Annotated in this window: 23 protein-coding genes; 12 read left to right on the forward strand and 11 right to left on the reverse strand. The window is 68.4% G+C overall.

From position 1 onward, the window contains the following. Nucleotides 1-145 precede the first annotated feature (145 nt). Both VKP62_06235 and VKP62_06240 read right to left on the reverse strand, forming a co-directional pair. Nucleotides 146-1,363 (reverse strand): hypothetical protein, encoded by a 1,218-nt coding sequence (locus VKP62_06235; GenBank protein MEB3196785.1) that lies wholly within the window; start codon nt 1,361-1,363, stop codon nt 146-148. A 42-nt stretch (nt 1,364-1,405) separates the two neighbouring features. Further along, nucleotides 1,406-1,819: a TlpA disulfide reductase family protein gene (locus VKP62_06240; GenBank protein ID MEB3196786.1), complete on the reverse strand. Its 414-nt coding sequence runs from the start codon at nt 1,817-1,819 to the stop codon at nt 1,406-1,408. Between VKP62_06240 and VKP62_06245 the strand changes: the two genes are divergently transcribed. From VKP62_06245 to VKP62_06255, 3 genes are all read left to right on the forward strand, one after another. Further along, entirely contained in the window at nt 1,797-1,997 is a 201-nt protein-coding gene (locus VKP62_06245; protein MEB3196787.1) for a hypothetical protein, read from the forward strand. The genes VKP62_06240 and VKP62_06245 overlap by 23 nt on opposite strands. 446 nt (nt 1,998-2,443) lie before the next feature. After that, on the forward strand, nt 2,444-2,917 hold the full coding sequence (locus tag VKP62_06250; protein ID MEB3196788.1) for an HNH endonuclease: 474 nt from the start codon (nt 2,444-2,446) through the stop codon (nt 2,915-2,917). 6 nt (nt 2,918-2,923) lie between these two features. After that, nucleotides 2,924-3,562, forward strand: a complete 639-nt coding sequence (locus tag VKP62_06255; protein ID MEB3196789.1) for a fumarylacetoacetate hydrolase family protein — start codon at nt 2,924-2,926, stop codon at nt 3,560-3,562. Between the two features lie 49 nt (nt 3,563-3,611). On the opposite strand, the gene VKP62_06260 is transcribed toward VKP62_06255, so the two are convergent. Next, a complete protein-coding gene (locus tag VKP62_06260) occupies nt 3,612-6,767 on the reverse strand; it encodes an AAA family ATPase (protein MEB3196790.1) in 3,156 nt (1,051 codons plus the stop codon). Nucleotides 6,768-7,055: 288 nt separating this feature from the next. Here VKP62_06260 and VKP62_06265 point away from each other — a divergent pair, with 288 nt between their 5' ends. Genes VKP62_06265 through VKP62_06280 form a run of 4 tightly spaced genes read left to right on the forward strand, consistent with a single transcriptional unit; the run spans nt 7,056 to nt 12,344 of the window. Beyond that, nucleotides 7,056-8,162 (forward strand): phospholipase D-like domain-containing protein, encoded by a 1,107-nt coding sequence (locus VKP62_06265; protein MEB3196791.1) that lies wholly within the window; start codon nt 7,056-7,058, stop codon nt 8,160-8,162. Nucleotides 8,163-8,210: 48 nt separating this feature from the next. Beyond that, a complete protein-coding gene (locus VKP62_06270; protein ID MEB3196792.1) occupies nt 8,211-9,137 on the forward strand; it encodes a MoxR family ATPase in 927 nt (308 codons plus the stop codon). A gap of 7 nt (nt 9,138-9,144) precedes the next feature. Further along, nucleotides 9,145-10,230: a DUF58 domain-containing protein gene (locus VKP62_06275; GenBank protein ID MEB3196793.1), complete on the forward strand. Its 1,086-nt coding sequence runs from the start codon at nt 9,145-9,147 to the stop codon at nt 10,228-10,230. Beyond that, entirely contained in the window at nt 10,227-12,344 is a 2,118-nt protein-coding gene (locus VKP62_06280) for a transglutaminaseTgpA domain-containing protein (GenBank protein ID MEB3196794.1), read from the forward strand. The genes VKP62_06275 and VKP62_06280 overlap by 4 nt, the downstream gene beginning before the upstream one ends. Nucleotides 12,345-12,358: 14 nt before the next feature. Here VKP62_06280 and VKP62_06285 read toward each other — a convergent pair whose 3' ends face one another. From VKP62_06285 to VKP62_06305, 5 genes are read right to left on the reverse strand one after another with little or no spacing between them, the layout of a single operon-like run. Further along, nucleotides 12,359-13,465, reverse strand: coding sequence for a phosphomevalonate kinase (locus VKP62_06285; GenBank protein MEB3196795.1), 1,107 nt, complete (start codon nt 13,463-13,465; stop codon nt 12,359-12,361). Nucleotides 13,466-13,472: 7 nt separating this feature from the next. Further along, nucleotides 13,473-14,477 carry a diphosphomevalonate decarboxylase gene (mvaD, locus tag VKP62_06290; GenBank protein MEB3196796.1) on the reverse strand — a complete coding sequence of 335 codons (1,005 nt, stop codon included), beginning with the start codon at nt 14,475-14,477 and terminating at the stop codon, nt 13,473-13,475. Further along, the gene (gene fni / locus VKP62_06295; protein ID MEB3196797.1) at nt 14,474-15,517 is read right to left on the reverse strand and encodes a type 2 isopentenyl-diphosphate Delta-isomerase; all 1,044 of its coding nucleotides are present in this window, start codon (nt 15,515-15,517) and stop codon (nt 14,474-14,476) included. Before fni ends, mvaD begins: the two co-directional genes overlap by 4 nt. Next, nucleotides 15,514-16,446 carry a mevalonate kinase gene (gene mvk, locus VKP62_06300; GenBank protein MEB3196798.1) on the reverse strand — a complete coding sequence of 311 codons (933 nt, stop codon included), beginning with the start codon at nt 16,444-16,446 and terminating at the stop codon, nt 15,514-15,516. Before mvk ends, fni begins: the two co-directional genes overlap by 4 nt. Further along, nucleotides 16,443-17,729, reverse strand: coding sequence for a hydroxymethylglutaryl-CoA reductase, degradative (locus VKP62_06305; protein ID MEB3196799.1), 1,287 nt, complete (start codon nt 17,727-17,729; stop codon nt 16,443-16,445). The genes mvk and VKP62_06305 overlap by 4 nt, the downstream gene beginning before the upstream one ends. Before the next feature lie 177 nt (nt 17,730-17,906). Between VKP62_06305 and VKP62_06310 the strand changes: the two genes are divergently transcribed. Genes VKP62_06310 through VKP62_06325 form a run of 4 tightly spaced genes read left to right on the forward strand, consistent with a single transcriptional unit; the run spans nt 17,907 to nt 20,079 of the window. Then, nucleotides 17,907-18,179, forward strand: a complete 273-nt coding sequence (locus VKP62_06310; protein ID MEB3196800.1) for a MoaD/ThiS family protein — start codon at nt 17,907-17,909, stop codon at nt 18,177-18,179. Between the two features lie 6 nt (nt 18,180-18,185). Next, nucleotides 18,186-18,632: a molybdenum cofactor biosynthesis protein MoaE gene (locus VKP62_06315; GenBank protein MEB3196801.1), complete on the forward strand. Its 447-nt coding sequence runs from the start codon at nt 18,186-18,188 to the stop codon at nt 18,630-18,632. Continuing rightward, nucleotides 18,602-19,438, forward strand: a complete 837-nt coding sequence (locus VKP62_06320; protein ID MEB3196802.1) for an aldo/keto reductase — start codon at nt 18,602-18,604, stop codon at nt 19,436-19,438. Before VKP62_06315 ends, VKP62_06320 begins: the two co-directional genes overlap by 31 nt. Before the next feature lie 38 nt (nt 19,439-19,476). Beyond that, nucleotides 19,477-20,079: a hypothetical protein gene (locus VKP62_06325; GenBank protein ID MEB3196803.1), complete on the forward strand. Its 603-nt coding sequence runs from the start codon at nt 19,477-19,479 to the stop codon at nt 20,077-20,079. A gap of 9 nt (nt 20,080-20,088) precedes the next feature. Here VKP62_06325 and VKP62_06330 read toward each other — a convergent pair whose 3' ends face one another. Genes VKP62_06330 through VKP62_06340 form a run of 3 tightly spaced genes read right to left on the reverse strand, consistent with a single transcriptional unit; the run spans nt 20,089 to nt 24,005 of the window. Beyond that, complete coding sequence (locus VKP62_06330; protein MEB3196804.1) at nt 20,089-21,321, reverse strand: hypothetical protein; 1,233 nt, start codon at nt 21,319-21,321, stop codon at nt 20,089-20,091. A 34-nt stretch (nt 21,322-21,355) separates the two neighbouring features. Continuing rightward, nucleotides 21,356-22,657, reverse strand: a complete 1,302-nt coding sequence (preA, locus tag VKP62_06335) for an NAD-dependent dihydropyrimidine dehydrogenase subunit PreA (protein ID MEB3196805.1) — start codon at nt 22,655-22,657, stop codon at nt 21,356-21,358. Next, nucleotides 22,650-24,005: an NAD(P)-dependent oxidoreductase gene (locus tag VKP62_06340; GenBank protein ID MEB3196806.1), complete on the reverse strand. Its 1,356-nt coding sequence runs from the start codon at nt 24,003-24,005 to the stop codon at nt 22,650-22,652. Before VKP62_06340 ends, preA begins: the two co-directional genes overlap by 8 nt. Before the next feature lie 242 nt (nt 24,006-24,247). On the opposite strand from VKP62_06340, the gene VKP62_06345 reads away from it, so the two are divergent. After that, the coding region (locus tag VKP62_06345; protein MEB3196807.1) for a glucosidase at nt 24,248-26,853 on the forward strand (2,606 nt) is incomplete at its 3' end.

Raw genomic sequence — 26,853 nt, forward strand, 5'->3', positions numbered from 1 at the left:
AGGCCGCGCTCCGGACTGGCGCACCCGGTCGCGACGCCGACCACGGACAAACTGGCAGCGGTGGCCCAGCGGGCCCAGTCGCGAGGACTTCGAGCGTGTGACATGGAGCGCCTCCTTATGCTGGTGAGCGGGAACTGAACTTGAGTCAGGGTTGGGCTGGCGGCAGTTCTCCTGCCTTGACGCCCGCTGCGGCGAAAAACTCCTGGGAATCCTTGATCAAGAAGGTGGGGTGGTCGGTGATCGCGATGTCTTCACTCCGCACGAACGTCGGCATGTCGTTCAGGAATTTGCTGATGATGACCATGGAATCCTTGACCGGCTCGCGTTTGAACCACGCAATGACCTTCTTGTCGAAGATCCCATTGGCATCCGCTTCGAAGGCCATGTCCCGAAAAGGGTCCACCACCTTGTCCGCGATGGTGAGACCATCCGCCATGGGTTTCAGCCGATTGACGTCGGCCATCACCATGTTGACGACCACCTTCTGCCCCGGCTGGAACCCTTCGCCGTGCAGGAAGACTTCCTCCGGAAAATCCGCGAAGTAGACCGCCCGTTGCTTGTACACAGGCGGATTGCTGACGGGTTTGTCGAGGCCGACCGCAAACACGATCGGGCCCTTCCGCACCGCGAAATTGACCTGACCGACCTGTAGATTGGACTCCAACTCGATCAACTGAAGCACGAACTCGCCCGTCACCACGACGGATTTCCCGGGCGTGACGGCCACGTTGTAAAAGCCGGTGTGCGGATATTCCACGAACTTGCCCTGAGGCCCCTGCATGTTGCCCGCCTCATCCGCCGTGAATTCCTGCTTGGATTCCACGCCGTTGGGCCACTTGAGCAGCACGCGGTGCTTCGTCGTGGGTTTGAGCCCGGTCGCCTCCACGAAGACGGTATTGCCCGGGAAAAAGTAGCTGGCCGCCACCCCGTCGGCCGTCATCACGCGCATGTTGACCTTGCTGCCCGGCAACGCACTCAGGGGCTTCTCGCCAGGAAGAGGCGTCAACGTTCCACGAACCACCTCCCCCGTCTGAGGGTCCAAGCCCTGTCCCGTGGCGGGATTGACCGGAGGCAGGTTGGCTGTGCCCGGCGCCAGCAGTTTGTCGTGCTGGAGCGGGTCCGCCCCTCCACCGGACTGGCGGGAAGCCGCGCCGGTTCCAGCCGTCCCGGCCGCGCCCCCGCGGGGACTTCCAGGATTGGTCGCACCACCGGCGGGGGGAGCCGCCTCGCCGGACTTGCCTCTCGCCTTGGCGGCACTCCCGGTCCCCTGTTGCGCAGAAAGTGGCCCCAGGCTGCCTGAGCAACCGAGCAGGAGGCCCACGGCGAACGTCATCACGGTCTGATAGATAGGGGGCTTGATCACGCCTGTACTCCCATTTGCTGCGCGGTGACCGTTCCGTTCCGGTCAGGGAAAAAACCGTTTGAAGCGGATGTTGTAGAAGTCCAGCGAGGCCTCACCGACCACGTCCTCCAGCACCGTGAAGTCTGGTGCGATGATGTAGACCTGCGGCACCCGTTTGACGAGGTAAGCCTCCGGCGCCTTCCAGGTGGGGTCGTGAAAGAGGGGCATGGAGACGTTGTAGGTCGACGCGAAAGCCGCCACCTCGCCAGCCGACGCGGAGGTGGACTCGACCGGCAGCACGACCCCATCAGGGGCGCGTTTGGCGGCGAACTCCTGCAGCTTGGGAACCTCTCTCGCACAGACCTTGCAGGTGCGAGAAAAAAAGGTCAGCAGGATGAAACGCCCGCGCCACTCCTCCAGGTTCCGGGAGCGCCCTTCCGCATCGAGAAACGCGATGTTGGGGGCGGATGCTCCCATCACGACCATCGTGCGAGATTCCTTGGGCCCCGGCGTGACCGACACGGCCGAGGGTGCGGTCGACGGAGTCAACGACGGAACGCCGGCCACCCCGCTGGCTGGAGGAAGTGGCGAGGGCGCGGATTCGGGTGGCCGGACGGTCAAGCTGTCCGAGGACACACGCGGCGGGGGGACCTGAGCGCGGTTGGAAGCCGGCTGAGATTTCCCGATCTCGTATGTTGAACAGGCAGGCCCGCTCAAGCAGACAACCATCAGCAAGCCTGTCAACGTGACCCGAGACGAGTCTTGATTGCGCAATGAGCCATCCCCCGTTGATATCATACCCAGTCCCTGTGCGCATGAACCCGGCGGGGCCGACACACGCCTCCGAATATGACCGCGCGAAATTTGCACCCTCATGGGCTCGAACGCTTGCTAGGAGGGAGTTTCAGCGTTCCGAATTTTTGAAGACAATGCTCGGGGCCGATTTTCGGGTATAAGAAGTTCGGTGAGGCTCGCCCCCCCTCAACTGAAGCAGTTCAGGCATCGGCCGGGCCAGCCACCGCCTCTTCTCCCCCGTCTCAGACCGTCCAAGGAATCGCCGCCCACATCATCGCACGACGCCAGCCTCCCGAGGAGTTCGCCATGCAGGTTCTCGTTTTGAGTAGCACCTACCAACCGCTCTACACCTGCGGGGTGGAACGGGCGATCCGGCTCCTGTATCTGGGGAAAGCCGTGTCGGTCAAGGATTCGGACGAGGTGATGCGCTCCCCCTCGGTCATCATGCGCATCCCGAGCGCCATCCGGCTGCTGGTCAAGGCGGTGGTTCACCGCTACTACGATGCGATGCGGCCGACGCGGCAGGCGATCTTCCGGCGGGATGGCCACGTGTGCCAGTACTGTGGCACCCACGCCAATCTGACCCTCGACCATGTGGTTCCGCGGGCCAAGGGGGGCAAGGAGACATGGGAGAATCTGGTGGCCGCCTGCGTGTCGTGCAACAATCGGAAGGGCGATCGCCGCCCCGAGGAAGTGGGCATGAAACTGGCCCGTGTCCCGAAGCCCCCGCAGGCACTGGAATTGTCTCACGACCTCTGGAACAAGCTGATGGGTTGGTAGGCCAAGGTGTCCGTCTCAGCCCTCTCCGTCTCACCCTCCAAGATTCTCTGCATCGGGCGCAATTACGCGGACCACGCGGCTGAACTGGGCCACGATCTTCCGGTGGAGCCGCTGGTGTTCCTGAAACCGACGAGCGCCCTGATTGGCCCCGGCGAAGCGATCGTGCTGCCGGCGCTCTCCGAACGGGTCGACTTCGAGGGGGAACTGGCCCTGGTGATCGGCCGTCGCTGTCGTCACGTGGCGGAAGAAGATGCCTGGGGAGTCATTGCGGGTTACACCCTGATCAATGACGTGACGGCCCGCGACTTGCAGAAGAAAGACGGCCAGTGGGCCCGCGCCAAAGGGTTCGATACCTTTGCGCCCTGCGGCCCTGTGGTCGTTCCCGACCTCGAGGTGACGGATCTTGAACTCAAAACGCTGGTGAATGGCGAAGTCCGGCAACACGCCCGCACCAGCCAGCTGATTTTTCCCATTCCGCGCCTGATTGCGCATCTCAGCGCTTTTTGCACCCTCGAAGCGGGCGATCTGATCGCGACCGGTACCCCCAGTGGCGTGGGGCCCTTGCAGGCCGGGGACATCGTGGAGGTCTGGGCAGCGGGAATCGGGACCCTGCGTAATCCGGTGGTGGCCGAAACAAAGGTCTGAACCGCCCTACCGTGGTGGTCGAGGGGGCACTCACGCTTCGCGTCACGTTTCAACCGTCGAGTTGGAGCGTATCCAGGGCAAGCGCAGCCTGGGCGACCAGCATCTTCAGCCCACGCAGGTCCTCCTGCGACCAGGCGGCGTCCGGCCCGCCTCGCCAGAGCGCCAGCTGCCCGTGGCAGCTCGCGGCGCCACGCACCGCCAGGACCACCAGCTGCCCAGGGATGGCGCCTTCGGGACTGAATTCACAGACCAGGGGGCCTTGCCGCTCCTGCGCCCAGGTCATCGCAGCCTCTGCGGTCGGCCAGTCCTGGTCAGGCATCGCACGCTGCCAAGCCCCCGTGGGCAAGGGCAGCAGAATTTGAAGGCGCTCGGCGGCAACCAGGTCCCGGGCTCCGTCGTGCAGATGTTTCCAGACATCATCCGCCCGCTCGCTGGCCAGCAACTGGGCCGCCAGCGAGCGAAGCCACTCGCCCTGTCGCGGTCGCTGCGACTGGCGCAGGGCCACGTCTTTCGAGCCGAGCTCACACAGCGGGCGCCGCAACGGATGGCCCAGAAAGGAGGCCCTCAGTGCGGAGCTGGGCAATTGGGCGAGAAACGCGCGCAAGGCCAGGCGGCCCTGCTCGGCAGCTGCCTCGATCGCCGCGGGGTCCTGGCCCGGGAGCCGGGTGCCGGCGAGGCACAACAAGGCTTGCTCGGCACGTGCGCCCTGGGCCTCCGCCTGTTCGGCCAGGCGTCCAAGGTCCAGGCCCTCCGGGGGAGGCTCGCCTGGAAGCAGGAGCAACAGGGTCAGATCGATCACCAGGCCGCTCAGGTCGGCCGCCCGCGCGAGCGGCAAAGCCTCCTCCCAGAGTCTGCGGGCCTGGAGTTGCTCACCCCGGCCCCAGGCAAACAGGCCCTCGATGCGCATCAGCTGTGCCTGAACCGGGAAGCTGCCGAAGTCTGAGGCCACCGCCTGCAATTCCGAAAGCGCCAGCTCTGCCGCGGGGCGATCGCCCCCCAGCAGGCGCGCCTCGGCCAGAACGGCCCAGGCCTTCCAGCGTTCCTCCCCGCCGCCGACCCGCTCCAGACCCGCAACCACCTCCTCGGCGGCCTGTCGCGCCGCCGCAAACTGCCCGAGATAAAGGTTACGAGAGGCCTCATACAGATGGCCGAAGCGCTTCATGTAGGGGTTGGCCGTGGTTTGTAGTTCGCGTGCTGCCGCCTCCAATGCCCCCGCGTAGTGGTCCCCGAGATGAGCCTCCACCAGGCTGGAAATGAAGGCCAAGGGACCTGAGTAGGTGCTGCGCTGCGCGGTCGCCAGTTCCTCGCGTGCCGCTTGAAGCCACTGACGCGCGCCGAGCCAGTGGCCCTGCTCCACATCACAGAGGGCCAGATTCAGACACGTCAGAGCCGCCTCCAGGTGATAGGTGACCTCCCGGGCGAGCTCCAGCGCCTGGAGCAGAGGCTGGCGGGCCTCGTGGGCCTGGCCATGCATCAGGTGCGCGTGCCCCAGCAACTGCAGAGAGTCAATCCGCCCCACCACATCGCCCGATTGCTCCCGGAGCTGAAGCGCGTGTTCAAGCAGGTTCAGGCCCTCGGCCAGCGTCGCCGGCTCTTCGGCGGCCAGCTTTCCAAGAAAGGCCAGGGCGCCACCTTCGCGGGACAGGTCCCCCGTGCGACGCGCTTCGACGAGACAGGCCTGGTAGGCCCGACGCGAGGCCTCCCGATCGCCGAGCATGAACTGGGCTCGCCCGAGCGCCGCCTGAGCCCGGGCACGTTCCTCCGTCTCCGGGCCACCCTCCAGGGCCTGTACGGCGGCCTGAAAGGCCTCCACCGCGTTGCCCAGCTGAGTTCCCATTTGATGACACTTGCCCAGCGAAACCAGCAGCCGGGCCCGCTGGACAGGCTCTGTCTCGCGGGCCAGCAGGTCCTGATAGGTGCCCACGGCCTCGTCCAGGCGCCCCATGACCCGCCAGGCGTCAGCCTCCAGGAAGCGCAGCGCCAAAGCCTCGGCACTGCTCAGGGCGCGGGGCTCGTGAAGCGCCACCACAGCCAGACCGTCCTGAGCCAGCTGCAACGTGGATCGGAAATCACCCACCCGCGCCACCGCCTCGGCAGCCCGATGGGCCCAGACCAGCGCCAGGCGATGGTCGTCGCCCCGCAAGGCCATGCGGGCAATCCGGATGGTAAAGGCCATGCTGGGAGGCGCATCGACCGAAGCCCAGGTGCGGGCCACCTCGGCGGCCAGATGGCGAAGATGAGCGGGCGCGTCATGGGCCAGCACCCAATCCACCCACCACACCAGCGCAAGACGGCGCTGCCCTTCCCCCTCGGAGACCACCCGACGACGCAACAGGACCTCCCAATCAAGCGGCCAATCCGACGCGAGCAAGGCCTCGCAACGGTTCCAGTCATCCTGGCTGCAATGGCCGCCGTGCAGTGCCAGCAGGGCGACAATGGTCTTTGAGCCGGCATTCAGGGCATTCCAGGTGGCCGCGATCATGGAATCGACCGAGCCCAGCAGCGTGTCCCCATCCGCGTCGCTCGCCTGCATGAGCGACAGCGCCTCCTTCATCCAGCCCGGGTTTCCCCCCGCCACCCGCCACAGGCGCTCAGCGAGGCCGGGGCCCGGTGTGTCGGCCAGCACATCGGCCAACCAACGCTCGGTGCGAGGCAGATCAAAGGGTTCGAGGCGAAATGGGGTAGCCTCCGCCACCGGCTCGCCGGCTGCGAGCAACACGTGCAAAGGGGAGAAGGGACCCTGGAGCGCGTCAAGCAGCATGTCCCGGCTGAGCAGGTCGACCCGTTCCCAATCGTCGATCAAGAGGTGAAGGCGACGTCCGCCCGCGGCCTCGGCCAGCAAGCGGCGCAGCAGTTCCGGCATGACGCGCGCGAGGCGACCTGGTTCGTCGAAGGGAGAAACCTGAGGAAAGCTCCAGGGCCAGAGCGATGCCATCAGGCTCTGCAGGGGGCGGGGGATGGCGGCGCAGGCGACCGGTGCCTGCAGCGAAGCCCAGCGCCAAATTTGCTCCATCAGGCCATAGGGCGGGGCGGAAGCACTGGGCGTGAAGCTGACGCAGGCTTCCCCCCGCTCGGCCAGCAGGTTTGCAGCCGCAGCCAGACAGGTCGACTTGCCGGCGCCTGGCTCGCCCACGAAGGTGAAGCAGCCCGGCTCCCCGATCTGGTCACGCCAACGTTCCCAACCCGCCGGGGGAAGAAAGCTCATTGCCACCAGAACACCTCGGATTCTCAGGGAACGATCCCCGTGTGTATACCCGCTCGGAGAGCGCAGCCCACGCCAGCTCCAAGGGCGGTGGGCCCACGCGGATCACTTTTCGAGCAGAAATTGGCCCCCCGCACGAAAGTTAAGCCAGGGAGATGCTATAATTAAAAAGAGATTAAGCTAGCACGGAAAGTCCCTTTGTCCGCCCTTCCTCCCCTCACTGCGCACGCCGTCACGCGTCGGGCTCCGCTCAGGGCCGACGCGCCGCCACCTCATGACCACGGCAATGGCATGTCAGTCGCGCCCTTGGCGGGTCCACTGAGCACGTCGGCCCGAGCCGAGCTGGCCGGCTCCCGTGCGGAATGTCAGGCGGGGCTGCTTGAAGCCGTGCTGGAGGCGCGCAGCACCCTCAAGCTGGACGCGGCGTGCCTCGATGGGCCGGAGGCGCCCGCTCTGCTGAGGGCTCTGGCGCGCAAGCAGGGCGACGGGGTCAGGGTCCAAATTTTGGCTCTAGAGGGGCGGCAGACGCAGGCCGCGGTGGAACAGGCCCGGGCGGCCGGTCTGCTGGTTCGCACCAGCCCGGCATCAGCCCTGTGGACGCTGCTGGTGGCGGACGACCGAATTGCCCTGCTCGCGCAGGGCCGCCTGCGCCTCGCGGGGGAGGCCGCCTGGGAACTCGGCCGGGCCTTCAACCAGGCCTGGCTCCGGTCGGGTGGACACCCCGCCAGCCTGCCGGAGCGCCCCCCGGTGCTGAACTCCTTGCTGCGGTCTCGCGTGCGCTTGGGCCTGCGGGAGCAGGGCCACCGCTCTCCCAAAGCCGTCTTGATGGCGGCCCTGTCCGCCGCTGAGCACAGCGTCGACGTGGGCATCGAGGCGTTGACCGATGGCGAGGTGATCGCCTGCCTCACGTCGGCCGTCGCCCGCGGCGTGACGGTGCGCGTGTTGCGCCGAGAAGCGCAGCTCACCGGGACAGACCGCCTTTTCAACCATCAGGCAGAGACTGACGCGGCGCTGCTGACGGCCGGCATCGCGGTGCGCAGCACCCAGGCCGAATGGCTCCCGCTGCAGGGCGCAATGATCGACGAAGGAGCCGTCTTGGTGGGCTTGCGCGGCTGGCGGTCGGACGATTTCCGTTCGTCGGCCGAGGGCCTGATCGAGGTGCGGGAGGGCCTGGCGCTCGCCCAGCTCCTGACCCAATTCGAGCAAGCCTGGGTGGAAGCGATTCCTGCATCGCTCCCCTCGCCCGCTCGTCGGCGCTGGGCACGGGTCGCCGCGATCGTCCGCCCCGCCCTGCAAGCGCTGTCTCAGCTGGCCGCCCGGGATTGGCGTTTCCCGGAAATTTACGTGGGGGTGACCCCCATCGCCGGTCGCTGGCGCGTGCTGGCGGAAACGCGCTGAACCTCTCCGGCCGGGTACAAAAGGGGGGCCCCGACCTGGAGTTCCACAATGCCCTCCGCCGATTGCCAGCCCCTGCTCACCCACCTGAACGACACCTTGCTCGGTAAGCAGGAGGCCGTCACGCTGGTGCTGGCCGTCTTGCTCGCCGGCGGGCACCTGCTGCTGGAGGACGTGCCGGGGGTGGGCAAGACCTTGCTGGCCCGCACCCTGGCGGAGGCTGTCAGCGGGGACTGGAAACGCGTGCAGTTTTCACCCGACCTGTTGCCCAGCGATGTCACCGGCGTCAACATGTTTCACCCGGGAACCGGCGACTTCCGGTTCATCCGTGGGCCGTTGTTCACGCACGTCTTGCTGGCCGACGAGATCAACCGCGCCTCGCCGCGCACGCAGGCGTGTCTGCTGGAGGCCATGGAGGAGGGTCGGGTCACCCTCGACGGCCACACCCATCCATTGCCACGCCCGTTCCTGGTCATTGCGACCCAGAATCCGATCGAGCATCAGGGCACCTTTCCCCTCCCGGAAGCCCAGCTCGACCGATTTGCGGCGACGATCCAGCTGGGCTACCCTGATGCCGATGAGGAGGCCCGCTTGCTCGCCCGAGAAGCGAGCCGTCCGTTTCATGGCGAGGCGGGACGGGCGCTGGCGGAGCCGAGCGACCTGCTGCGCTGGCAGGGGGAGGTTCGCGAGGTCCACGTGGAGGCGAGCCTTCAGCGCTATGTGGTCGAATTTGTCGGCCGCACCCGCAACCACCCGGCCATTCGCCTGGGCGTCAGCCCCCGTGGCAGCCTGGTCTGGCAGCGGGTCGCTCAGGCCCTGGCCTGGCTGACAGGCCGTGACTTCGTGACGCCGGACGATCTGAAACGCGCAGCCATCCCGTGCCTGGCCCACCGTGTGCTGCTGGCGGGTGCCTCTACAACCCCGGAACGCCAGCGTACGCTGGCGGAACTTCTCCGCACGACCGCGGTGCCGGTGTGAGCCTGTCGTGACGCTGCAGGCGTGGGTGCAGTTGGGTCTGGTCGGGGCCATGGCCCTGGCCGCCTACCAGACCCAGCTGGGCTGGCTCTACGTGATGAGCAGCCTCGCCGGAGGCCTGCTGCTGTGCGCGTGGGCCCTGGCGCGTCTGGCACTCTGGCGTACCAAGCTGGAGACAGGGCCACTGCCACAAGCGGAGGCGGGGCGGCCCTGGTCTTGGGCGGTCCGCCTCCAGGTCCATTCTCCCCTGCCCGAGACCCCCTTGCAGGTGCTGGCGCCTCCCCCCTCGCTGCGCTGGTACCACGCCTTTTTCCGAGACGCCCTGGTTCCCGCCGACGCGGGCTACGCCACCCTGTCCGCCCGGAATTCCACGGCCACGATGCGCATGCCTGCCCTGCCACGGGGGGAGTATCCAGCCCCGCCCCTGCTGCTGCAATGCGCCTGGCCGCTCGGACTGGTGGCGGTGCTGCGCCTGTTCCGTGCCCACGACACCCTGCTGGTCGTTCCCCGCACGCCCTTCTTGCCCCAATGGCCCACCGCACTTCAGGGAATGGGCCAGGAGGAGGAGAGCGCCCGCGGCAGGGCCACGGAAGGGGACTTGCTGAGGGGGGTTCGGCCGTACCGCTCGGGAGACCCCCTTCGTCGGATTCACTGGCGCACCACGGCCCGCACGGGCCAGCTCCACACCAAGGAGACGGAACAGGCGCTGACGGCGGCCTGTTGCCTCTGGCTGGACCTGGCCAGCGAGCACCACACCCCGGCCACGCTGGAGCATATGCTGGAAGTGGCTGCAGGGTTGCTCGCCGCCGCGGAGCGGAGCGGACAGTCCGTCTCGCTGGCCAGTCAGGCAGGTGCCGTGCAGGGTCAGTCGGCCTGGCGCACCCTGGGCAAGGCCCAGCTGGTCACAACCAGCGTCACCGATGGCCCTGCGGGGGCGATCGCCCTGTCTCCGCGGCCGCTGCCCGGTTGGCGCGATTGGGCCACGGCCCTGATTGTTTGCCCGCCGGAGGCGCCCGACGGCCCTCTGGATGGGAGCCTGGTCTGCCCGGTCGGGGCGGACATCGCGGCCGTGCTGGCGACAGGCTGGCGCGCATGAGTCGTCAGAGCTGGCTTCATCGCTTCAACCCCGCCCACTGGCAGCGCCGTGCGGCCTTCCCCGATGGCATCCCGGCCGACCCCCTGGGACCGCTGGCCGTACACCCTGCGAATTCACCGGAAAGTAGCCTCTCGCTGCGCGCGGCCGTCCTGGTCAACAGCCTCGTGGCGATCGGCGCGTTCGGCCTGGTCGAACCGGACGAGGACATGCTGGGCCCTTTCGCGGTGGCCTTCGCGGGGGCCGTGGTCAGCTACTGGCGCCGCACCCACCGCAATCTGGGACTGAAGGCAGTGCTGGCCCTCGGCATGCTCGCAGCCCTGTGGCTGACGCTCGGAAACCTGGTCAGTGGGGTGCTCGATCCTCGCCAGGCCCTGGCCAAACTGCTGCTCTGGTTGCAACTGCTGAACGGCTTCGACCTGCCGCGTCGACGCAACCTGCGCGTGTCGATGATGGTGGCCACGGTCCTGATGATCGTCACCGCGACGCTCAGCCGGGAAAGCGAGTTCGGCCTGCTGCTGGGCGGGTTTGCGCTCACGTGGGCCTGGGTTGGAATGGCGTCCTTTCACGCCGAGACCGGTGCCCCGCCGGGCCAGGCCAGCGCCATCGCGCAGGCCTTTGCGGGAATTCTCGCCCTCGGCTTGCTGTTGAGTGGCCCCCTCTTTCTGGCCATGCCCCGCAAGGCCCGCAGCTTCGAGGGAGAGGGCCTGCCGATGTCGATCCGACTGCCCCTTCCGGCGGAACTCGATGCCCGGGTACAGGCAGCCATCCAGCAAGCGCGCAGTGGACGCGGGGACGGCGCTCGTCGCCGGCGCGGCGAGGTCGAGGATTTCGCCGAAGAACTCGACCTCAACGGGCGGAGCTTTCCCACCGACGAGATCGTCTTGCGGGTCGCCTCGGACCTGCCGCCCTACCTGCGGGCGGTCGCCTACGACTGGTATGACGGCCAGCGCTGGCGGATGCGAGACCAGGAGCGCGTCACGGAACTGGATGCCGGCCAGACCCCGCTGCGCCTGAAGCGTCCCCCCGGGCAGAGTCGCGGACCGGAACTGGCCCAGACGATCTACGTCGAACGAGACCACGGCAACATGATCTTTGCCGCCTGGAATCCGACCCAGCTCTATTTCCCCACCCCGCTGGTCTGGCGGGACCAGTACGACAGCTTGCGCTCCCCGGTGCGCCTGGACAGCGCCATGCACTACTCGGTGGTGTCGGAACCGCCGGCACTGGTCACGGCGCGGAACCGCGCCACCCAACCAGCCGCTGTCCCGCCCGCTTTGGCCCCCTATCTGGGTCTGCCGCGCGTGTCAGCTCGGGTGCGCCAGCTGGCTGGCAGCCTGACGGGAACCGCCAGAGGCCCCTTTGCCGTGATGCAGAACCTCACCATCGGCCTGCAAGAACGCTGCACCTATGATCTGGAGGTACCGCCACCCGGCGCAGGCCAGGAGGTGGTCGATACGTTTCTGTTCGAGCAGCGGCGGGGATTCTGTCAGCACTTCGCGTCGGCCCTGGCCGTCTGTGGCCGCCTGCAAGGCATCCCGACTCGCCTGGTGACAGGCTACGCACCGGGTGATTACAACGCATTGACCGGTCTGTGGGAGGTGCGAGGCAAGCACGCCCACGCCTGGGTCGAGGCCTGGCTGCCCGGCGTGGGCTGGTTTCCCTTCGATGCCACGCCAAGCGACTGGAACATGGCCACGGCGTTCAGGGAACCCGCCACGGCCCGCGCTCAGATGTGGCGGGAGGGGGCCCGCTGGGCCGCCCTCGCCATGGGGCCGGCGGCCCTCTGGCTGATGTTCAGCTGGCTCAGGCGGGCCTGGCGTCGCCCAGCACGCCGGCGTGACACGGGCGTCACGCTGGCCTATCGGCGCCTGCAAAGACAGGTCGCTCGCCTGGGTGGGCCGGCGCCTGAGGCGGATCTGGGGCCGCGCGAATGGCTGGTGAGGGTGCAGGCCTGCGCGCATCTGGAACCGGCCCGCGCTGCGATCGACGACTTCCTGGCGCAATACGAGCGGGCCCGCTTCGGAGCGCCGGAAGGCACCGTCGCCTGGCAAGACGCGTATCGCGAGGCCCAGCAGGCCATGCGTGCCTGTCGCTCCCGGACCAGACCGCACTGAAGCGAGCAACGAAGTCAGGGGACCAGACGCGTGACCGCCACACCCGCGTCGGAGCTGCCCAGTCGCAACGGCGCCAGACCGGCCTCACGCCACAGGGTCTCCAGGCGCCTGCACTCGTCGTCCCCGAACACCAGCGCAATGCCGCAATCCCCGCCGCCAGCGCCGCTCAGCTTGCCGGCCCCGCCCGCCGAGACGGCCAGTTCAGCCAGACGCGCCAGCGCCGGGGTTTCTATCGCCACCCCGGCCGCCTCCCCCAGGCGCCGCAGGGCCTCGCGATTGCGCGTCAGCGCGTCGAGGGCCCGGAAGCGATTGGCCGACTGTAGGCCCGCCACCAGGTGTTCGACCGCATGCTGCGAGTCTGCCAGGAACGCCTCATAGGCTGAGGGGTCGCGCTCGCGCAGCGCCGCCACCTGGGCCACGAGTTCCTTGGTGGAGGCCGGCTCCCCGGTCCAGCCGACGCACAGGCGCAGGTCGCGCGGCAAGGGTGACAGTCGCTCGATCGAGAGAAACGGCCAGGGCTCGGCGAGCAACACGCTGGGCGCGAGTCCACGCGCCAGGCGGGCCGCCAGCCAGGCCGGATTGAATGAGGTGTAGCGCAACCAGCCGCCAAAGCAGGAGGCGGCCACATCCGCCCCGGAGCCGCTGCCCTGCGCGCGAAAGTGGGCGATCGCCGCCAACTTGAAGAGCATCAAAGGCGCTGGCGCGCCCTTCCCGAGCGCCACCCAATGGGCCACCGCCGCCACCGCTGCCGTGACGGCAGCCGCCGAGCCGCCGAGACCATATTTGCGGCCATCCGGATCATCCAGGCCACTCTCCAGCGTGAGGTGAAACGGTGAGGGCGGAACCTCGCAGACGGACAACACCACCGCCAGCGCCTCACCGACAAAGCGCAGGCGCGGATCCGGGTCGCCCATCCGCACCCCGTCCGGCGTCACCTCGAAGGGCACTTCATCATGTCCGAAGGCGGGAATCGTGAGCAGAAAATGCGCCGCGGGCGCGACCGTGGCCGTCACGTAACGATCGACCGCCACTACCAGGCCGGGTTGATGCGGCTCCAGCACGGCATACTCGCCGGCCAGCATCAGTTTTCCAGGAACCCTCAGCGACAACAGGCGAGACATGGCAGACCTAAGGCTGAAGCGGCTCGTTCAGCCAGCGCAAGCCCCCGCCCGGCGAGCAAACCCGCACCCGTTCGACCCCGGGCGTGGCCGTCAAGGCCGCGCTCACCCGCGCCAACTGGGCTTCCTCGGTGACCACTTTCACGTGGGGGCCCGCGTCCATGGTGAACCAGGCCGGCACGCCCTCGCGTCGCAGTTGCCAGACCGCCTGCATCGCGGCCAGACTGGCCGGCATCCAGTAGGTGAAGGCCGGCACCGCGCCTAACATGGTCGCGTGCATCTTGAGCGCGTTGCGCTCCGCAACCTCGCCGAGGGCTTCCAGGTCCCGCGCGGCGATGGCCGCTCTGGCAAGCGCCAGATCGGCATCCACCGTGGCCAGCCAGCCTGGATAAAACGGCGACGTTCGCACGGTGTCGCGCATGCCATCTCGACTGGTGCGGTCCTTGGGCAAGCTCGACAGCTGCGACACCACCAGCCGGAGGTTCTCCCAGTGCGACTCGGGCGCCAGCTGAACCCCGTGCGAGTCGCGGCCATCGGGGCGCTCGCCGCGCCGCCACTCCACGAAACCACCGTAGATGGACCGGCAGGCCGAGCCCGATCCCCGTCGCGCCAGGCAGGACAGGGCAACCTCGTCCAGCGGCAGTCCGGCTGCTCGACTGGCGGCCGCGGCCAGCGCCGCAAAGCCCGACGCCGAGGAGGCCAGGCCCCCCGCCGTGGGTACCTCGTTGCGCGAGACGACGCGGGCTCGCTCGCTCAGGCCGGCTTCCACGCGCACCAGATCGAGAAACGCGCCGACCCGTCGCGCCTCTTCTCCATCTCGCTCCGCCCCGTCACGCACGAAGACGTCGGTCGGCAGTTCGGGCGAGAAGGTCACCGTGGTGGTGGTGTGGAGGCCCTCCAGCGTCAGGGAGAGGCTCCCGTTGGTCGGCAGGTGGAGGCGTTCATCGCGCTTGCCCCAGTACTTGATCAGGGCGATGTTCACCTGCGCCCGAGCTGTGGCGGTCCTTCCCGTCACGGCAGGTCCCACCGGCTCAGCAGATGGCCACTGCGGCGCAAGGTGGCGATATCGGGCACGCCCAGCAGGAACATGGCGGTGCGCAATTCGCGCAGAATCTGCGCCAGCGCCGCTTCCGTCTCCTCAGCCGAACGGGTGGCAGGCCCCAGCATCGGCATCGCCAGGCCGACCAGGTCCGCCCCCAGGGCGATCGCCTTGGCCACATCCAGGCCCGTCCGAATGCCACCACTGGCAATCAGGGGTTGGCCAGGCAGGAGCGCCCGACATGCCGTGAGCGCCTCTACCGTGGGAATGCCCCATTCCCCGAAGACATCTCCCAACTGACGCTGCGCGGGGTCGAGCGCTCGCGCAGCCTCGATCTTGGCCCAGGAGGTGCCGCCCGCCCCGCTCACATCCACGGCCGCCACGCCCGCGGCAAAAAGCCGTTGCGCAGTGGCGGGGCCGATGCCACAGCCGACCTCCTTGGCCAGGATGGGGTAGGGCAGCTCCGAGGCGATCGCCCGGACGTGCTCCAGCAGCCCACGAAAATCCGTTTCCCCCTCCGGCTGCACCACCTCCTGCAACGCGTTGAAATGCAGGAACAAGCCTTGGGCGCCGATCGACTCCACCGCCTCACGGGCGTGGCGAAGCGTCAGGCCGTAATTGAACTGCACCGCGCCGAGATTGGCGAACAGCAGCACGTCCGGGGCCACCCGTCTCACCACCTCGAAACTGGCGCGCGTGTCGGGACGTTCGAAAACGATGCGCTGGGAGCCGACGCCCATGGCCACCCCGTGCCGCTGGGCTGCCCGGGCCAGGTTCTCATTGATGCTAGCCCCCAGCAGGGGCCCACCCGTCATGCTCGACAGCAGCACGGGGGCCGCGAGTCGATGCCCCAGGAAGTGGGTGTCCAGCGAGACGTCCTCGGGACGCAACTCGGGCAAGGCCTCGTGGGCGAAGCGGTAGCGTTCGAAGCCCGTCAGCGTCTGCCGCATGGCCACGTCACGTTCCAGGCTGATGGCAATGTGGTCGAGCTTGCGCTGGGAAATATCGCCGCTCACCCGGTGAGTTCCTCCTGGTAGACGGCGGCCGCCCCGGCCTCCTGCCAGGCGGCGGCGATCGCCCCGGCCATCCGGGCGTCGCCGGCCAGCGCCAGCACGCAGCCACCTCGACCGGCCCCCGTCAGCTTGGCCCCGAGGGCGCCGGCCCGGCGCGCCAGGCCCACCCAAGTATCCAACGCCAGATCACTCACCCCCAGCGCCGACAGCAGGTCGTGAGCACGGTCGAGCACCTGCCCGAGGGCCACCACCTCGCCCCCCGCCAGCGCTGCTTCAGCGTCGCTGGACAGGCCTCCCAGCGCCGCCAGGCAAGCCTGCGCACGCGCGGGTTCATGACGCAACATGTCGGTGACGGCCGCCACGGCCGCGCGGGTGTCGCGTTGCCGCCCCGTATCCGCCACCACGAGGTGGGCCCGCGTGCCCAAGGCGATCGGCACCGGTTCGTGCTCGCGCCGAAAGCGAATGGGGCGTTCCAGCAAAATGGTGGCGGCGTCCAAGCCGCTGGGCTGTCCATGGGCCTCGCGTTCGGCCAGGTTGACCAGACCAGTCGTGATCGCATCGGGCAATTCGTGCTCACAAGCCCGGGCGAGGGCGCGCACCAGCGCCACGGCCGTGGCGGCCGAGGAGCCCAGGCCCGCCCCCATCGGGATGGTCGAGCGAATGTGCAGCGAAAAGCCGCGGGGGGCTCGGCCACACGCCACCAGGGTGGCCTCGGCGGTACGACGCAGCCCGGCCAGATTGGCATCATAGCGTTCCGAGGTCACCTGGACCGGCCCCGGCACTGGAATCGCCTCGGCCACCACTTCCACCTGGTGAAAGGGTAGCGCCAGGGCGGGATGTCCGTGTACCACGGCGTGCTCACCCACCAGGATCAGCTTGCCACACGCCCGCCCCAGGGTCGGGCGGAGTGAAGCGTCAACCGGAGCGTTCACTGAAAGGCTTCCAGCAGGGACTTGGCCTTGCTCAACTTGATCTCGCGCGCATCGACCATGGCCCGGGCGATCGCATCCACCTGGTCGCCCGTCGCCCCCGCCGTCATGGCAACCGAGCGGGCGTGCAAGGCCATATGGCCTTTCTGAATTCCATGCGTGACCAGCGCTTTGAGGGCGCCGAGGTTCTGGGCCAGGCCCACGCAGACGATCACCTGCGCCAGTTCCTCCGCCCCCTTGACGCGCAGGAACTTGTGCATGATCTGAGCCATCGGGTGGAGGCCAATCGAGCCTCCCACCGTCCCCACCGGCATGGGCAATTCCAGACGGCCTACCAGGTGGCCTTCCGCGTCGGTGGACCACTCCGTCATGGAGCCATAACGCCCGTGGCGCGAAGCGTGCGCGTGGGCCGCCGCCTCGATCGCGCGCCAATCGTTGCCGGTGGCGATCACCACCGCGTCAATGCCGTTCATGACCCCCTTGTTATGGGTCACGGCGCGGTAAACGTCCGAGTCGGCAAAGGCGTGCGCCGACACCACGCCGTCACGCACCGCCTCCCCATCGAATTCGCCGGTCGCCAGCAGGGCCGGCGGAATGCGACAGGTGGCGGTCGCCAGGCACTGGTCCGTGTAGTTGCTGAGAATGCGCAGGTAGACCTTGCCCTCGGTCAGGGCCTCAATCCGCTCGGCGAGGGCTTCCACCATGGTGTTGACGGTATTGGCCCCCATCGCATCGCAGGTGTCGACCAGCAGATGGACCACCAGCATCTGGGCGTAGCGGGAGCCTTCGTCGTCATTGAGCAGCCGCACTTCCACGCCCCGCGCCCCGCCACCGCGCTCCACCATGGCGGGATGGCAGGCGTTGGCCATCGCGACCAGTTCCTCCTCGGCATCGATCACGGCTTCGGCGGCCGCGCCCCAGTCCGGGCAGCCGACCACCTGCACCTGCCCGATCATGGTGCGCCCCGTCGTGGTGGCTTCGAAGCCACCGGCCTCGCGCACGATCTTGGCAATGTGGCTGGCCGAGGCGACCACCGAAGGCTCCTCGATCGCCATCGGCACCAGGTAATCCTTGCCATTGATCTGGAAATTCAGACCCAACCCGATCGGCAGGCTATAGATGCCCACGGCATTCTCGACCATCTTGTCGGCTTGGGCCAGCTCCAGGGCGCCCTGCGAGGCCAGCGCCTCGACCTCGTCCACCGACAGCGCATAGGTCTCCGCCAGTTTGGCGATGCGCGCATCGATCGAGAGCTTGTAGAAGCCAGGCAGGCGCGAAGTTTTGATGGGCATGCAGCAGGGTCCGGTAAGAGGGCAGGCCCCTCATTATCGGGCGCGCCATCCGGCTCGGCAAGGGGCCGAGGCGCCCACGGCCTGCCTGGCCGTGCGCCCCCCGCTCCCCCGTGATATTCTGGGGGTGCCCGTCTCCTCGGCACCGCGCCACACAACCCGCTTGGGTCCCTGATGTCCGACGCCCGTTCCGCTCTCACGTTTCAGCTGTCGGTCAAGCTGTTCGCCCTGCTGCGCGAGCAGGTGGGGCACGCGGCCCTGACGCTGGAGTTGCCGGTCGGCACTTGCGTGCGCGACCTGGCGCAGCATCTGAGGGCCGCCGAGCCACGCCTGACGCCCTTTCTGGAGGTCAGCCGGGTGGCCGTGAACCTGGCATTCGCACCCCCGGAACAGGTATTGCAACCGAGCGACGAGGTAGCCCTGATCCCGCCCGTCGGGGGAGGCTGAGCGGTCATGCCCGTTTGCGACACGCAGCGCGCCTGGCTGCAACTGGGCCACGAGCCGCTCGACCTGAACGCCATCCACGCCCACCTGGCCGATCCGGCCGCCGGCGGCGAGGTGGTGTTCACCGGGTCGGTGCGCAACCATCACGAGGGTCGCCGCGTGCATGCCCTGACGTACGAGGCCTACCCGGAGATGGCGCTGGCCGAGTTCGGACGCATCGCCGAGGCGATCGCCGCGCGCTGGGAGGTCCAGCGCGTGGTGTTGCACCACCGCCTCGGCTACCTGACGGTGGGAGAAGCCTGCGTGGTGGTGGGCGTCTCAGCCGCGCATCGCCAGGAGGCCTTCGAGGCCGCCCGCTACGGCATCGACCGGCTCAAGCGGGAGGCGCCCATCTGGAAGCGTGAACATTTCGAGGGAGGCGAGGCGTGGGTGACGAACTGCTCCGGCTGCCACTGACGCCGCTCGGCCGGACCGGCCTGACGGTCTCGCGCCTCTGCCTCGGCACCGGCACCACCACCTTCGACAGCGAATCGGCCCAGTCCAAGCTGGCCGTCGAGCGTTTCGGGCGCGTGCTACTGCACGCCCACGCCCAAGGCATCACCTTCTGGGACACCTCCGATAATTACGGCACCCACGCCCACGTGGCCTGGGCGCTCAGGCAACTGCCGCGCGCCAGCGTTCAGATCACCTCCAAGACCTACGCCGTCACGGCCGAGGAGGCTCGGCACAGCGTTCAACAGTCGTTGCGGGAACTGGGCACGGATTACATCGACATCCTGCTCATGCACGAACCGGACAGCCCGGAGGAACTGGCCGAGCGGGCCGGGGCCCTGGCGGGCTTGCAAGCCTGCAAGGCCGAGGGCCTGGTGCGGGCTGTGGGCCTGTCGACGCACGCGATCCTGACGCTGGAGACCGCCGCGGGGCGGCCCGACCTGGACGTGCTGCTGACCAACTACAACCTGGCTGAGGTGCACATGGATGCCGGGCTGCCCGACTACACGCGCGCGCTCGAGAAGGCCCACGCGGCCGGCCAGGGGGTGATCGTGATGAAGACGCTGGGCGAGGGCAAGCTGGCGCATCGCCGCCACGAGGCGATCCCCTACAACCTCACCCGCCCGTTCATCGATGCGGTGGTGGTTGGCATGATGGACGAAGCCCAGGTCGATGACACGCTGGCGATCGCCCGTCCCCACCTGGCCCGACCGGTGAACGGGGAGGCATCTCCCTCCACGACGGAAACGCCGCCAGGCCCTCAACCCTGAACCCGACTCCCCCTGCCTGCCACGGAGGCGATGCCCCGGTGAAACCCTCGAATGTGACCCTGCTGCTCGGTGTGACCCGGGCCGGTGATGCGCCCCAAGGGGACCTGACCGGGCTGATTTACCGGGATGGCGAGGTGCTGCGCTGGGGCGCCCTGGACGCCCTGTTCGCGGAGGACTCCCCGCACCGATTTGCGCGCCTGGTGGCGGACCCCCGTCAGGCGATCGCCTTTCAGGCCCTGGCGCGTCTCGAACACACCGTCAAGGGCTCGCCGCGCCTGCTGGTGCAGGCCGGCCCGAAGCTGGCCCACCACGACATGCGCGACGTGCTGCAGTTCAGCGAGGCCCACAAGGCCTTGCTGCGCCCCCAAGCACTCAGCCGGCCCCTGCCGCTGGCGCCCCTGGCCGTGGCCTACCTGGAGGTCTCGCGCCTTTCGGACGGCATGCGCCGGGACATGCTGGGTGGCGAGCGCAGCCTCGGCCAGCTGGCCGAGCTATTGGGCCTCCAAGCGACGGATGCGACTCTGGGCGAAACCCTCTGGGAGCTGGCGCGGCGAGACTGGCTGACGGTGCATGAACTGGGCAAGCCGGCCGACAATGCGATCGCCCTCAATCGCCCGGTGCCGGCGCCCAGAATCGGCTAGCGCCGTTCTTCAAGCCCGCTGAATCTGGACCTGCAGCGCGTGGGCCTGAAACTCCGCCTCGTCCATGGCCTCCCGGCAGCCCCACGGGTTGGTGTAAAAGACCGTGCCGTCGGCAATGCGGTCGATCTGCACAAAATGGCCCCCCTCGCCCCAGGCGAGGGCAGTGGGAACCGGACCGCGCCCCTCGGCCAGGGCCTGTTTCACCGCCGCCCAGAGGGCGTCACGCCCCCAGGCCCGGAACGAGTGGTTCTGAAAAGGCTTGCCGGTCAGTTGCTGAAGCGCGGTCGCCAGGCCACCCCCGGGCAGGCCCACAAAGACCGGCAGGGGCCCCAGCCGGTGCAGGTCGCGGCGGGCGTCGTAGTTGGCCAGGTCCCACGCGCCCACGCGCGGCCCGGCCAGCTCCATGATGGTGGCCTGGAACAGTCGACTGGCGGCCGTGCGCCCCCCGTCCGCGGTGGTATCCCAATCCGCCTCTCGCCGAACCGACTGCCCCCCCAGCAGGGTCACGCGCCCCTCCGGAGCGGCCAGGCCCGCCACCACGCGCACGTACTCCGCTGGGTTCTCGCGCAGCAGCAAGATCTGCGCCGTGGCCGCGCCACACGTCCGCCACTGGTGCTGGTTCACCCGCACGGGGTTTTCCGCCTCGATCACCACCTCATTGAGCAACGCCTTGCGCTCCAGACCCGGCAGCAGGGGTTGCTGCCGCAGCCGGTCCAGCTGCGCCAGCAGCGCACCGCCGTCGCCTGCTGCGGGCCCCCCGGTCAGGCGCCCATCCAGCAAGAGGGCCTGCAAGGCCCGTTTGGCCAGCGGTGCCTCCCCCAGGGCGGCCTTGAGCGAGGCATAGGCCCCCTGAGAAGCCGAATCGAGCGTCTTCAGACGCGCTTGTTCCTCGGCCGCGTGACGCGCGTGGGCCACCTCTGCGGCCCGATTCTCGCTGTAGTCCGGGTCATTGGCATCACCCGGATCGTCCAGCACGCGGCGGGTTTCGAACGGCGTGGAGCGGGCGCCGAACAGCAGCTGGAACAGCAGCGCCAGCCCCCCCTCGACCAGACCGTCCCAGCGCGGCTGGGCCCAGGCGCGAACACGATCCGCCCAGTGCCTGTCCGAGGCACCACCGACGGCCTGGCCGAGACTCAAGGCCAGGCGATCGCCATCCAAGCGGGCCTTCCCACGGTTGACGATGGAAAGCTTGGGGCGAGGCTCCGCACCGCCGCCTGACCCGATGCGCTCCGGGATGTTCACGGGGTCCTCTCTCTGCCGTGGCGATCGCGTTCGGTCATTTGTGGTGGAACGCCGGCAGCGCCCCTTCCCCGGCCTGGTACTGACGCCAGGTGATCGGCCGGTGCCCGGTGTCGACAGGTGTCATGGTGATGCAGTCGTCCACCGGACAGACCAGCGAGCACAGGTTGCAACCGGTGCACTCGTCCTCAGCCACCCAGGGCACCCGCTCGAAGCCGGACGCGGCGGCGGGTGCCTTGCCGTCCTCGGCGCCCGGCAGGTAGATGCACTCGTGCGAGCCGTCGCGACAGGCCACGAAACACAGCTGGCAACCCACGCAACGGGCCGGGTCGATGCGGGCCACCACCTTGTAGGACATATCCAGGTCTTCCCAGGCCTTGAAGTTTTGCGCCGCCCGCCCTGCGAAGTCACCGATCTCCCGATAGCCCTGCGTGTCCATCCAGCCGCTCAGGCCATCGATCAGGTCTTCCACGATGCGGTAGCCGTGGTGCATGACGGCGGTACAGACCTGCACGCTGGTAGCACCGAGCGCGATGAACTCGGCGGCATCCCGCCAGGTGCCGATGCCGCCGATGCCGCTGATCGGCAGCTTGAATTCCGGATGTCGGGCCAGTGCGGCCACCATGTGCAGGGCGATCGGCTTGACGGCGGGGCCGCAATAGCCGCCGTTGGTGCTGGCGCCCCCCACGTTGGGAATCGGCACCATGGCCTCCAGGTCGACCGCCATCAGGCTCTTGACCGTGTTGATGAGTGAGACCGCCTGCGCGCCGCCGGCCTGTGCGGCGAGGCCCGCCGGGGTGATGTCCGTGATGTTGGGCGTGAGCTTGACGATCACCGGCACCGTGGCGTGGCGCATGACCCAGCGCGTGATTTCCGCCAGCACGTCCGGTTCGGCCCCGACGGCCGAGCCCATGCCGCGCTCGCACATCCCGTGCGGGCAGCCGAAGTTGAGTTCGAGCCCCTTGGCCCCGTTTTCGATCGACCGCTCGATGTTTTCCTTCCACTCGGCCTCGGTCTCGAACATGAGCGAGACGATCGTGGCGTGCTCCGGATAGCGACGGGTCACCTCGCGAATCTCGGCGTAGTTCACGTCGAGCGGGCGATCGGTGATCAGCTCGATGTTGTTCAGGCCCATCATGCGATGGCCACCCCACTGGTTGGCCGCAAAACGAGCCGTCACGTTGCGGATGGGCGTTCCGAGCGTCTTCCAGACGGCCCCGCCCCAGCCCATCTCGTAGGCCCGCAGGATTTGCTTGCCCGTGTTGGTGGGCGGTGCCGAGGCCAACCAGAAGGGGTTGGGGGCCGTGATACCGGCAAAATTGACCTGCAGATCAGCCATGCTGCCTATCGCCCCTCTCGCCCGTCAGGCCATTCAGACTGGCCAGGTAGGCCTCGATGCCCTGCGCGGCCCGCTGGCCTTCCGCCACGGCATTGACCACTTCCTTGCCGCCGTTCACACAGTCCCCCGCCGCAAAGTAGCGGGGATGGGTCGTCTGATGGGTGCGCGGATCCACCTGCACCCGGCCCTTCTCCAGCGTCAGCTGCGGCACCTCGGCCAGCAAAGCGGTGAGCTTCTCCTGCCCCGTGGCACGCACGACCAGGTCGGCCGGCAACACGAATTCACCGCCTGGGAGGGGCACCAGCTGCGCATCGACCCGGGCGCAGCGCAGCCCCGTGACCCGCGCCTCCCCCTCGATCGCCAGCGGCACCAGCTGAAAGGCCAGCTGCACCCCTTCCTGCTTGGCCTGGGCCAACTCGTGGGCGTAACCGGTCATGGCCGCCTCGCTGCGCCGGTAAACCATCGTCACCGCCGGCACGGCCAGCTGCCGCAGCTCGCGCGCCGCGTCGATGGCGGTATTGCCGCCGCCGATCACGACGGCGCGCTCGACCCCCGCCAGCGCGAAGCCGGGCTGGTTCTTGATCTGTTCAATCAGGGCCACGGCCCCGTGGCTGCCGGGCAGGTCCTCACCGGGCAGGGCCAAGCGGCTGTCGGGCCCGAGCCCCACGCCGAGGAAGATCGCATCGAAATCGCGCTCCAGCTGCGCGAAGGAGAGGTCCCGACCCACCCAGACCCCCGTGCGCAGCTCGATGCCCCCAAGGCCGAGCAGCCATTCGACCTCCTCGAGCGCCACGTCGGTCTGCAGCTTGTAGGGGGCCACCCCCGTGGCGTTGAGCCCCCCCGGCAGCGCTCGGCCCTCGAACAGCACGCAATGATGGCCCCGCACGGCCAGTTCGTGGGCGGCGGCCAGGCTGGCCGGGCCGGCCCCGATCAGCGCGATGCGGCGGCCCGTGTCGGGCGCTCGCCGGTGAAAGCGCAGGCCGTGGGCCAGCGCGTGGTCGGTGGCGAAGCGCTGCAGGCGCCCGATCGCAATCGGCGGTTCTTCCTTCAGGTGATAGACACAACTGCCCGCGCAGAGGACTTCGACCGGGCAGACCCGCGCGCAGGAGTGTCCCAGGATGTTGCTCTCGAGGATCGTGCGGGCCGCCCCCACCACGTTGCCGTTGCCGATGCGCCGGATGAATTCCGGAATATTGATCGCGGTCGGACAGGCCGCCACGCAGGGTGCATCGTGGCAGTAAAGGCAGCGCAAGGCCTCGGTGCGAGCGGCCGCGGGGGAGAGAGCCGGTTTGAGATCCGCCAGCTGGGCCTCCAGGCGATCGGCGGGAACGAGGTGTCGTTCTGGCATCGTTGTCACCCGCGAATCCTCCCGTGAGGCAGCTTTGCCCCCGGTCAGAATACCCGAATGCGGCGGATTCAAACCGACGCGCCCCCGTGGAGGCAAGCGGAGCGCTCTCCCGTGCCGTTCCGAGCGACAGACCGGTCCTCCAGCCCGCGCCAACGATGCCATCCGCACGGGCGGATCGCCAGCGGCCCGCTCGCTGGGGTAAAGACCACCTGAGGGAACACCGAGGGCAGAGGAATCCACGCTTGAACACAGAACAGCAGCGCCTGTCGGATCACGCCACCTGGATGCGCTGGGGCCCGTACCTGGCGGAACGGGCCTGGGGCACGGTGCGCGAGGATTACTCGGCCGACGGCGATGCCTGGCGCCATTTTCCGCACGACCAGGCCCGCTCACGCGCTTACCGCTGGAACGAGGACGGCCTCGCCGGCCTCTGTGACCGCGAGCAGATGCTCTGCCTGGGACTGACGCTCTGGAACGGGCAGGACCCGATTCTGAAGGAGCGGCTGTTCGGCCTCGCAGGCCCGGAAGGCAATCACGGCGAGGATGTGAAGGAAGTCTACCACTACCTGGATGCCGTACCCTCCCACGCCTGGCTTCACATGCGCTACCGCTACCCGCAGGCGGCCTTCCCCTACGAGCAGCTGGTGGCGGAAAACGCGCGGCGGGGACGCCACCAACCCGAGTTCGACCTGCTGGACACGGGCGTCTTCGACCAGAACCGATACTTCGACGTGGACGTGCATCACCTGAAGGCGGGCCCGGAAGACCTCGTCATGCGCATCACGGCCACCAACCGGGGGCCGGAGGCGGCCCCCCTGCACCTGCTGCCAACGCTCTGGTTTCGCAACACCTGGAGCTGGGACGCCGGCGATCGCCCCGAAATTCGGCTGGACGAGGAGGGCTTCGACCTGGGCGCCTGCATCGTTCAGCATCCGACGCTGGGGCAGCGCTGGTTCTATGCGGAAGGCTGCCCTGCGCTGCTGTTCACCGAGAATGACACCAACACGGCCCGCCTTTATGGCAGCCCACCCGCCACGCCGTACACCAAGGACGCCTTTCACCGCTATCTGATCGGCTCGGAAACTCAGGCGATCAACCCGCAGCGCGTCGGCACCAAGGTCGCGGCCCACCAGTGGCGCACCCTGGCTCCCGGCGAGACCTGGGTGCTGCACGTGCGGCTCTCGCCCACACCGCTGGACGATCCGTTCGGTGACGTGGAAACCTTGATGGCGCGACGAGCCCAGGAAGCGGACCAGTTCTGGGCCGAGGTCTTGCCCGATGGGCTTTCGGCGGATGGGCGGCTGGTGGCCAGGCAGGCGCTGGCCGGCATGGTCTGGACCAAGCAGTTCTACCACTATGACGTGCAGGCCTGGCTGAGGGGCGATCCGGCCATGCCGCCGCCGCCGCAAGGGCGCGCACGCCTTCGCAACGGCGCCTGGCAGCACATGCGCCACGCCGACGTGCTCTCGATGCCGGATGCCTGGGAGTACCCATGGTACGCCGGCTGGGACCTCGCCTTCCACTGCCTGCCCCTGGCCCTGATCGACCCGGAATTCGCCAAGCAACAGCTCCGCTTGCTGGTCTCGGATGCCTATCAGGGTCCGGATGGCCAGGTACCGGCCTACGAATGGAACTTCAGTGACACCAATCCGCCCGTGCTGGCCATGGCGAGCCTGGCCGTCTACCAGTTGGAAGCCCGAACCAGCGGCCGGCGCGACCGCGATTTCCTGCGGGGCATGTTCCACAAGTTGCTGCTGCAGTTCACCTGGTGGGTCAACCGCAAGGACGCCCAGGGCAACCACCTTTACGAGGGCGGCTTCCTGGGGCTCGACAACATCGGGGTGTTCGACCGGTCGCGAGAGCTGCCGACCGGAGGCCACATCGAACAGGCCGACGGCTCGGCCTGGATGGCCATGTTCGCGCTGGACATGGTGGCCCTCGCGCTGGAACTGGCCCAGGAAGACCCGATCTACGCGGACATGGCGAGTCGTTGCCTGGAACACTTCGCCCGCATCGCGCTGGCCATGAGCGAGCACGGGGAGGACGGCGTGTCGCTCTGGGACGAGGTGGACGGCTTCTACTACGACGTGCTGACCCTGCCGGACGGCAGGCACCAACCATTACACGTGCGTTCCATGGTGGGGCTGGTGCCCCTGTTCGCCGTGCTGAACATCCCCGCGCAGACCTGGCAACAACTGCCGGCCTTCACACGCGCCGTCGAGGACCTGCGAAAGGCGCGCCCGGCCTTCGCGGCCTGGCTCCCGACTCCGGGCAGCGAAGGCCTGGTGAGCCTGGTCCCGCCGGAGCGCCTGCGCCGGGTGCTGGCCCGCGTGCTGGCTGAAGAGGAATTCCTCTCGCCCTTTGGCGTGCGCAGCCTGTCGAGGCATCACGCGGCGAACCCCTACCGGCTGTCGTTGCCGGGCGGCCTCCATGAAGTGGCCTACGAGCCAGCCGAGTCGAGCAGCGGGATGTTCGGCGGCAACAGCAACTGGCGCGGCCCCGTCTGGTTCCCCATGAACGAGATGCTGGTCCAATCCCTGCAGCGCTTTCACGCGCATCTGGGCGCGGGCTTCCAGGTCGAATTTCCGACGGGCAGCGGCCGCAGGCACACGCTCGGCGAAGTGGCAGACGGCCTCTGCCAGCGCCTCGGCGGCCTGTTCCTCTGCGACCAGACGGGCCGGCGGCCCTGTTTCGGCGATAGTGCACGGCATCGCGACGACCCGGCCTGGCGGGACGCCCTGCTGTTCCACGAGTACTTTCACGGCGACACGGGCGAGGGCCTCGGCGCGGCCCATCAGACCGGCTGGACGGGCCTGGTGGCCAACATGCTGCTGCGCAGCGCGACGCG

The organism is Candidatus Sericytochromatia bacterium (assembly GCA_035285325.1).
In the GTDB taxonomy this organism is placed as follows: domain Bacteria; phylum Cyanobacteriota; class Sericytochromatia; order S15B-MN24; family JAQBPE01; genus JAYKJB01.

Excerpts from the sequence above, each read along its gene's own strand:
- VKP62_06260 (MEB3196790.1), bottom strand. The coding sequence starts at position 6,767 with ATGAGCTTTCTTCCCCCGGCGGGTTGGGAACGTTGGCGTGACCAGATC.
- preA (MEB3196805.1), bottom strand. The coding sequence starts at position 22,657 with ATGGCTGATCTGCAGGTCAATTTTGCCGGTATCACGGCCCCCAACCCC.
- VKP62_06280 (MEB3196794.1), top strand. The coding sequence starts at position 10,227 with ATGAGTCGTCAGAGCTGGCTTCATCGCTTCAACCCCGCCCACTGGCAG.
- VKP62_06265 (MEB3196791.1), top strand. The coding sequence starts at position 7,056 with ATGTCAGTCGCGCCCTTGGCGGGTCCACTGAGCACGTCGGCCCGAGCC.
- VKP62_06285 (MEB3196795.1), bottom strand. The coding sequence starts at position 13,465 with ATGTCTCGCCTGTTGTCGCTGAGGGTTCCTGGAAAACTGATGCTGGCC.
- VKP62_06310 (MEB3196800.1), top strand. The coding sequence starts at position 17,907 with ATGTCCGACGCCCGTTCCGCTCTCACGTTTCAGCTGTCGGTCAAGCTG.
- VKP62_06340 (MEB3196806.1), bottom strand. The coding sequence starts at position 24,005 with ATGCCAGAACGACACCTCGTTCCCGCCGATCGCCTGGAGGCCCAGCTG.
- VKP62_06270 (MEB3196792.1), top strand. The coding sequence starts at position 8,211 with ATGCCCTCCGCCGATTGCCAGCCCCTGCTCACCCACCTGAACGACACC.
- VKP62_06245 (MEB3196787.1), top strand. The coding sequence starts at position 1,797 with ATGTTGGGGGCGGATGCTCCCATCACGACCATCGTGCGAGATTCCTTG.
- VKP62_06250 (MEB3196788.1), top strand. The coding sequence starts at position 2,444 with ATGCAGGTTCTCGTTTTGAGTAGCACCTACCAACCGCTCTACACCTGC.
- VKP62_06315 (MEB3196801.1), top strand. The coding sequence starts at position 18,186 with ATGCCCGTTTGCGACACGCAGCGCGCCTGGCTGCAACTGGGCCACGAG.
- VKP62_06240 (MEB3196786.1), bottom strand. The coding sequence starts at position 1,819 with ATGGGAGCATCCGCCCCCAACATCGCGTTTCTCGATGCGGAAGGGCGC.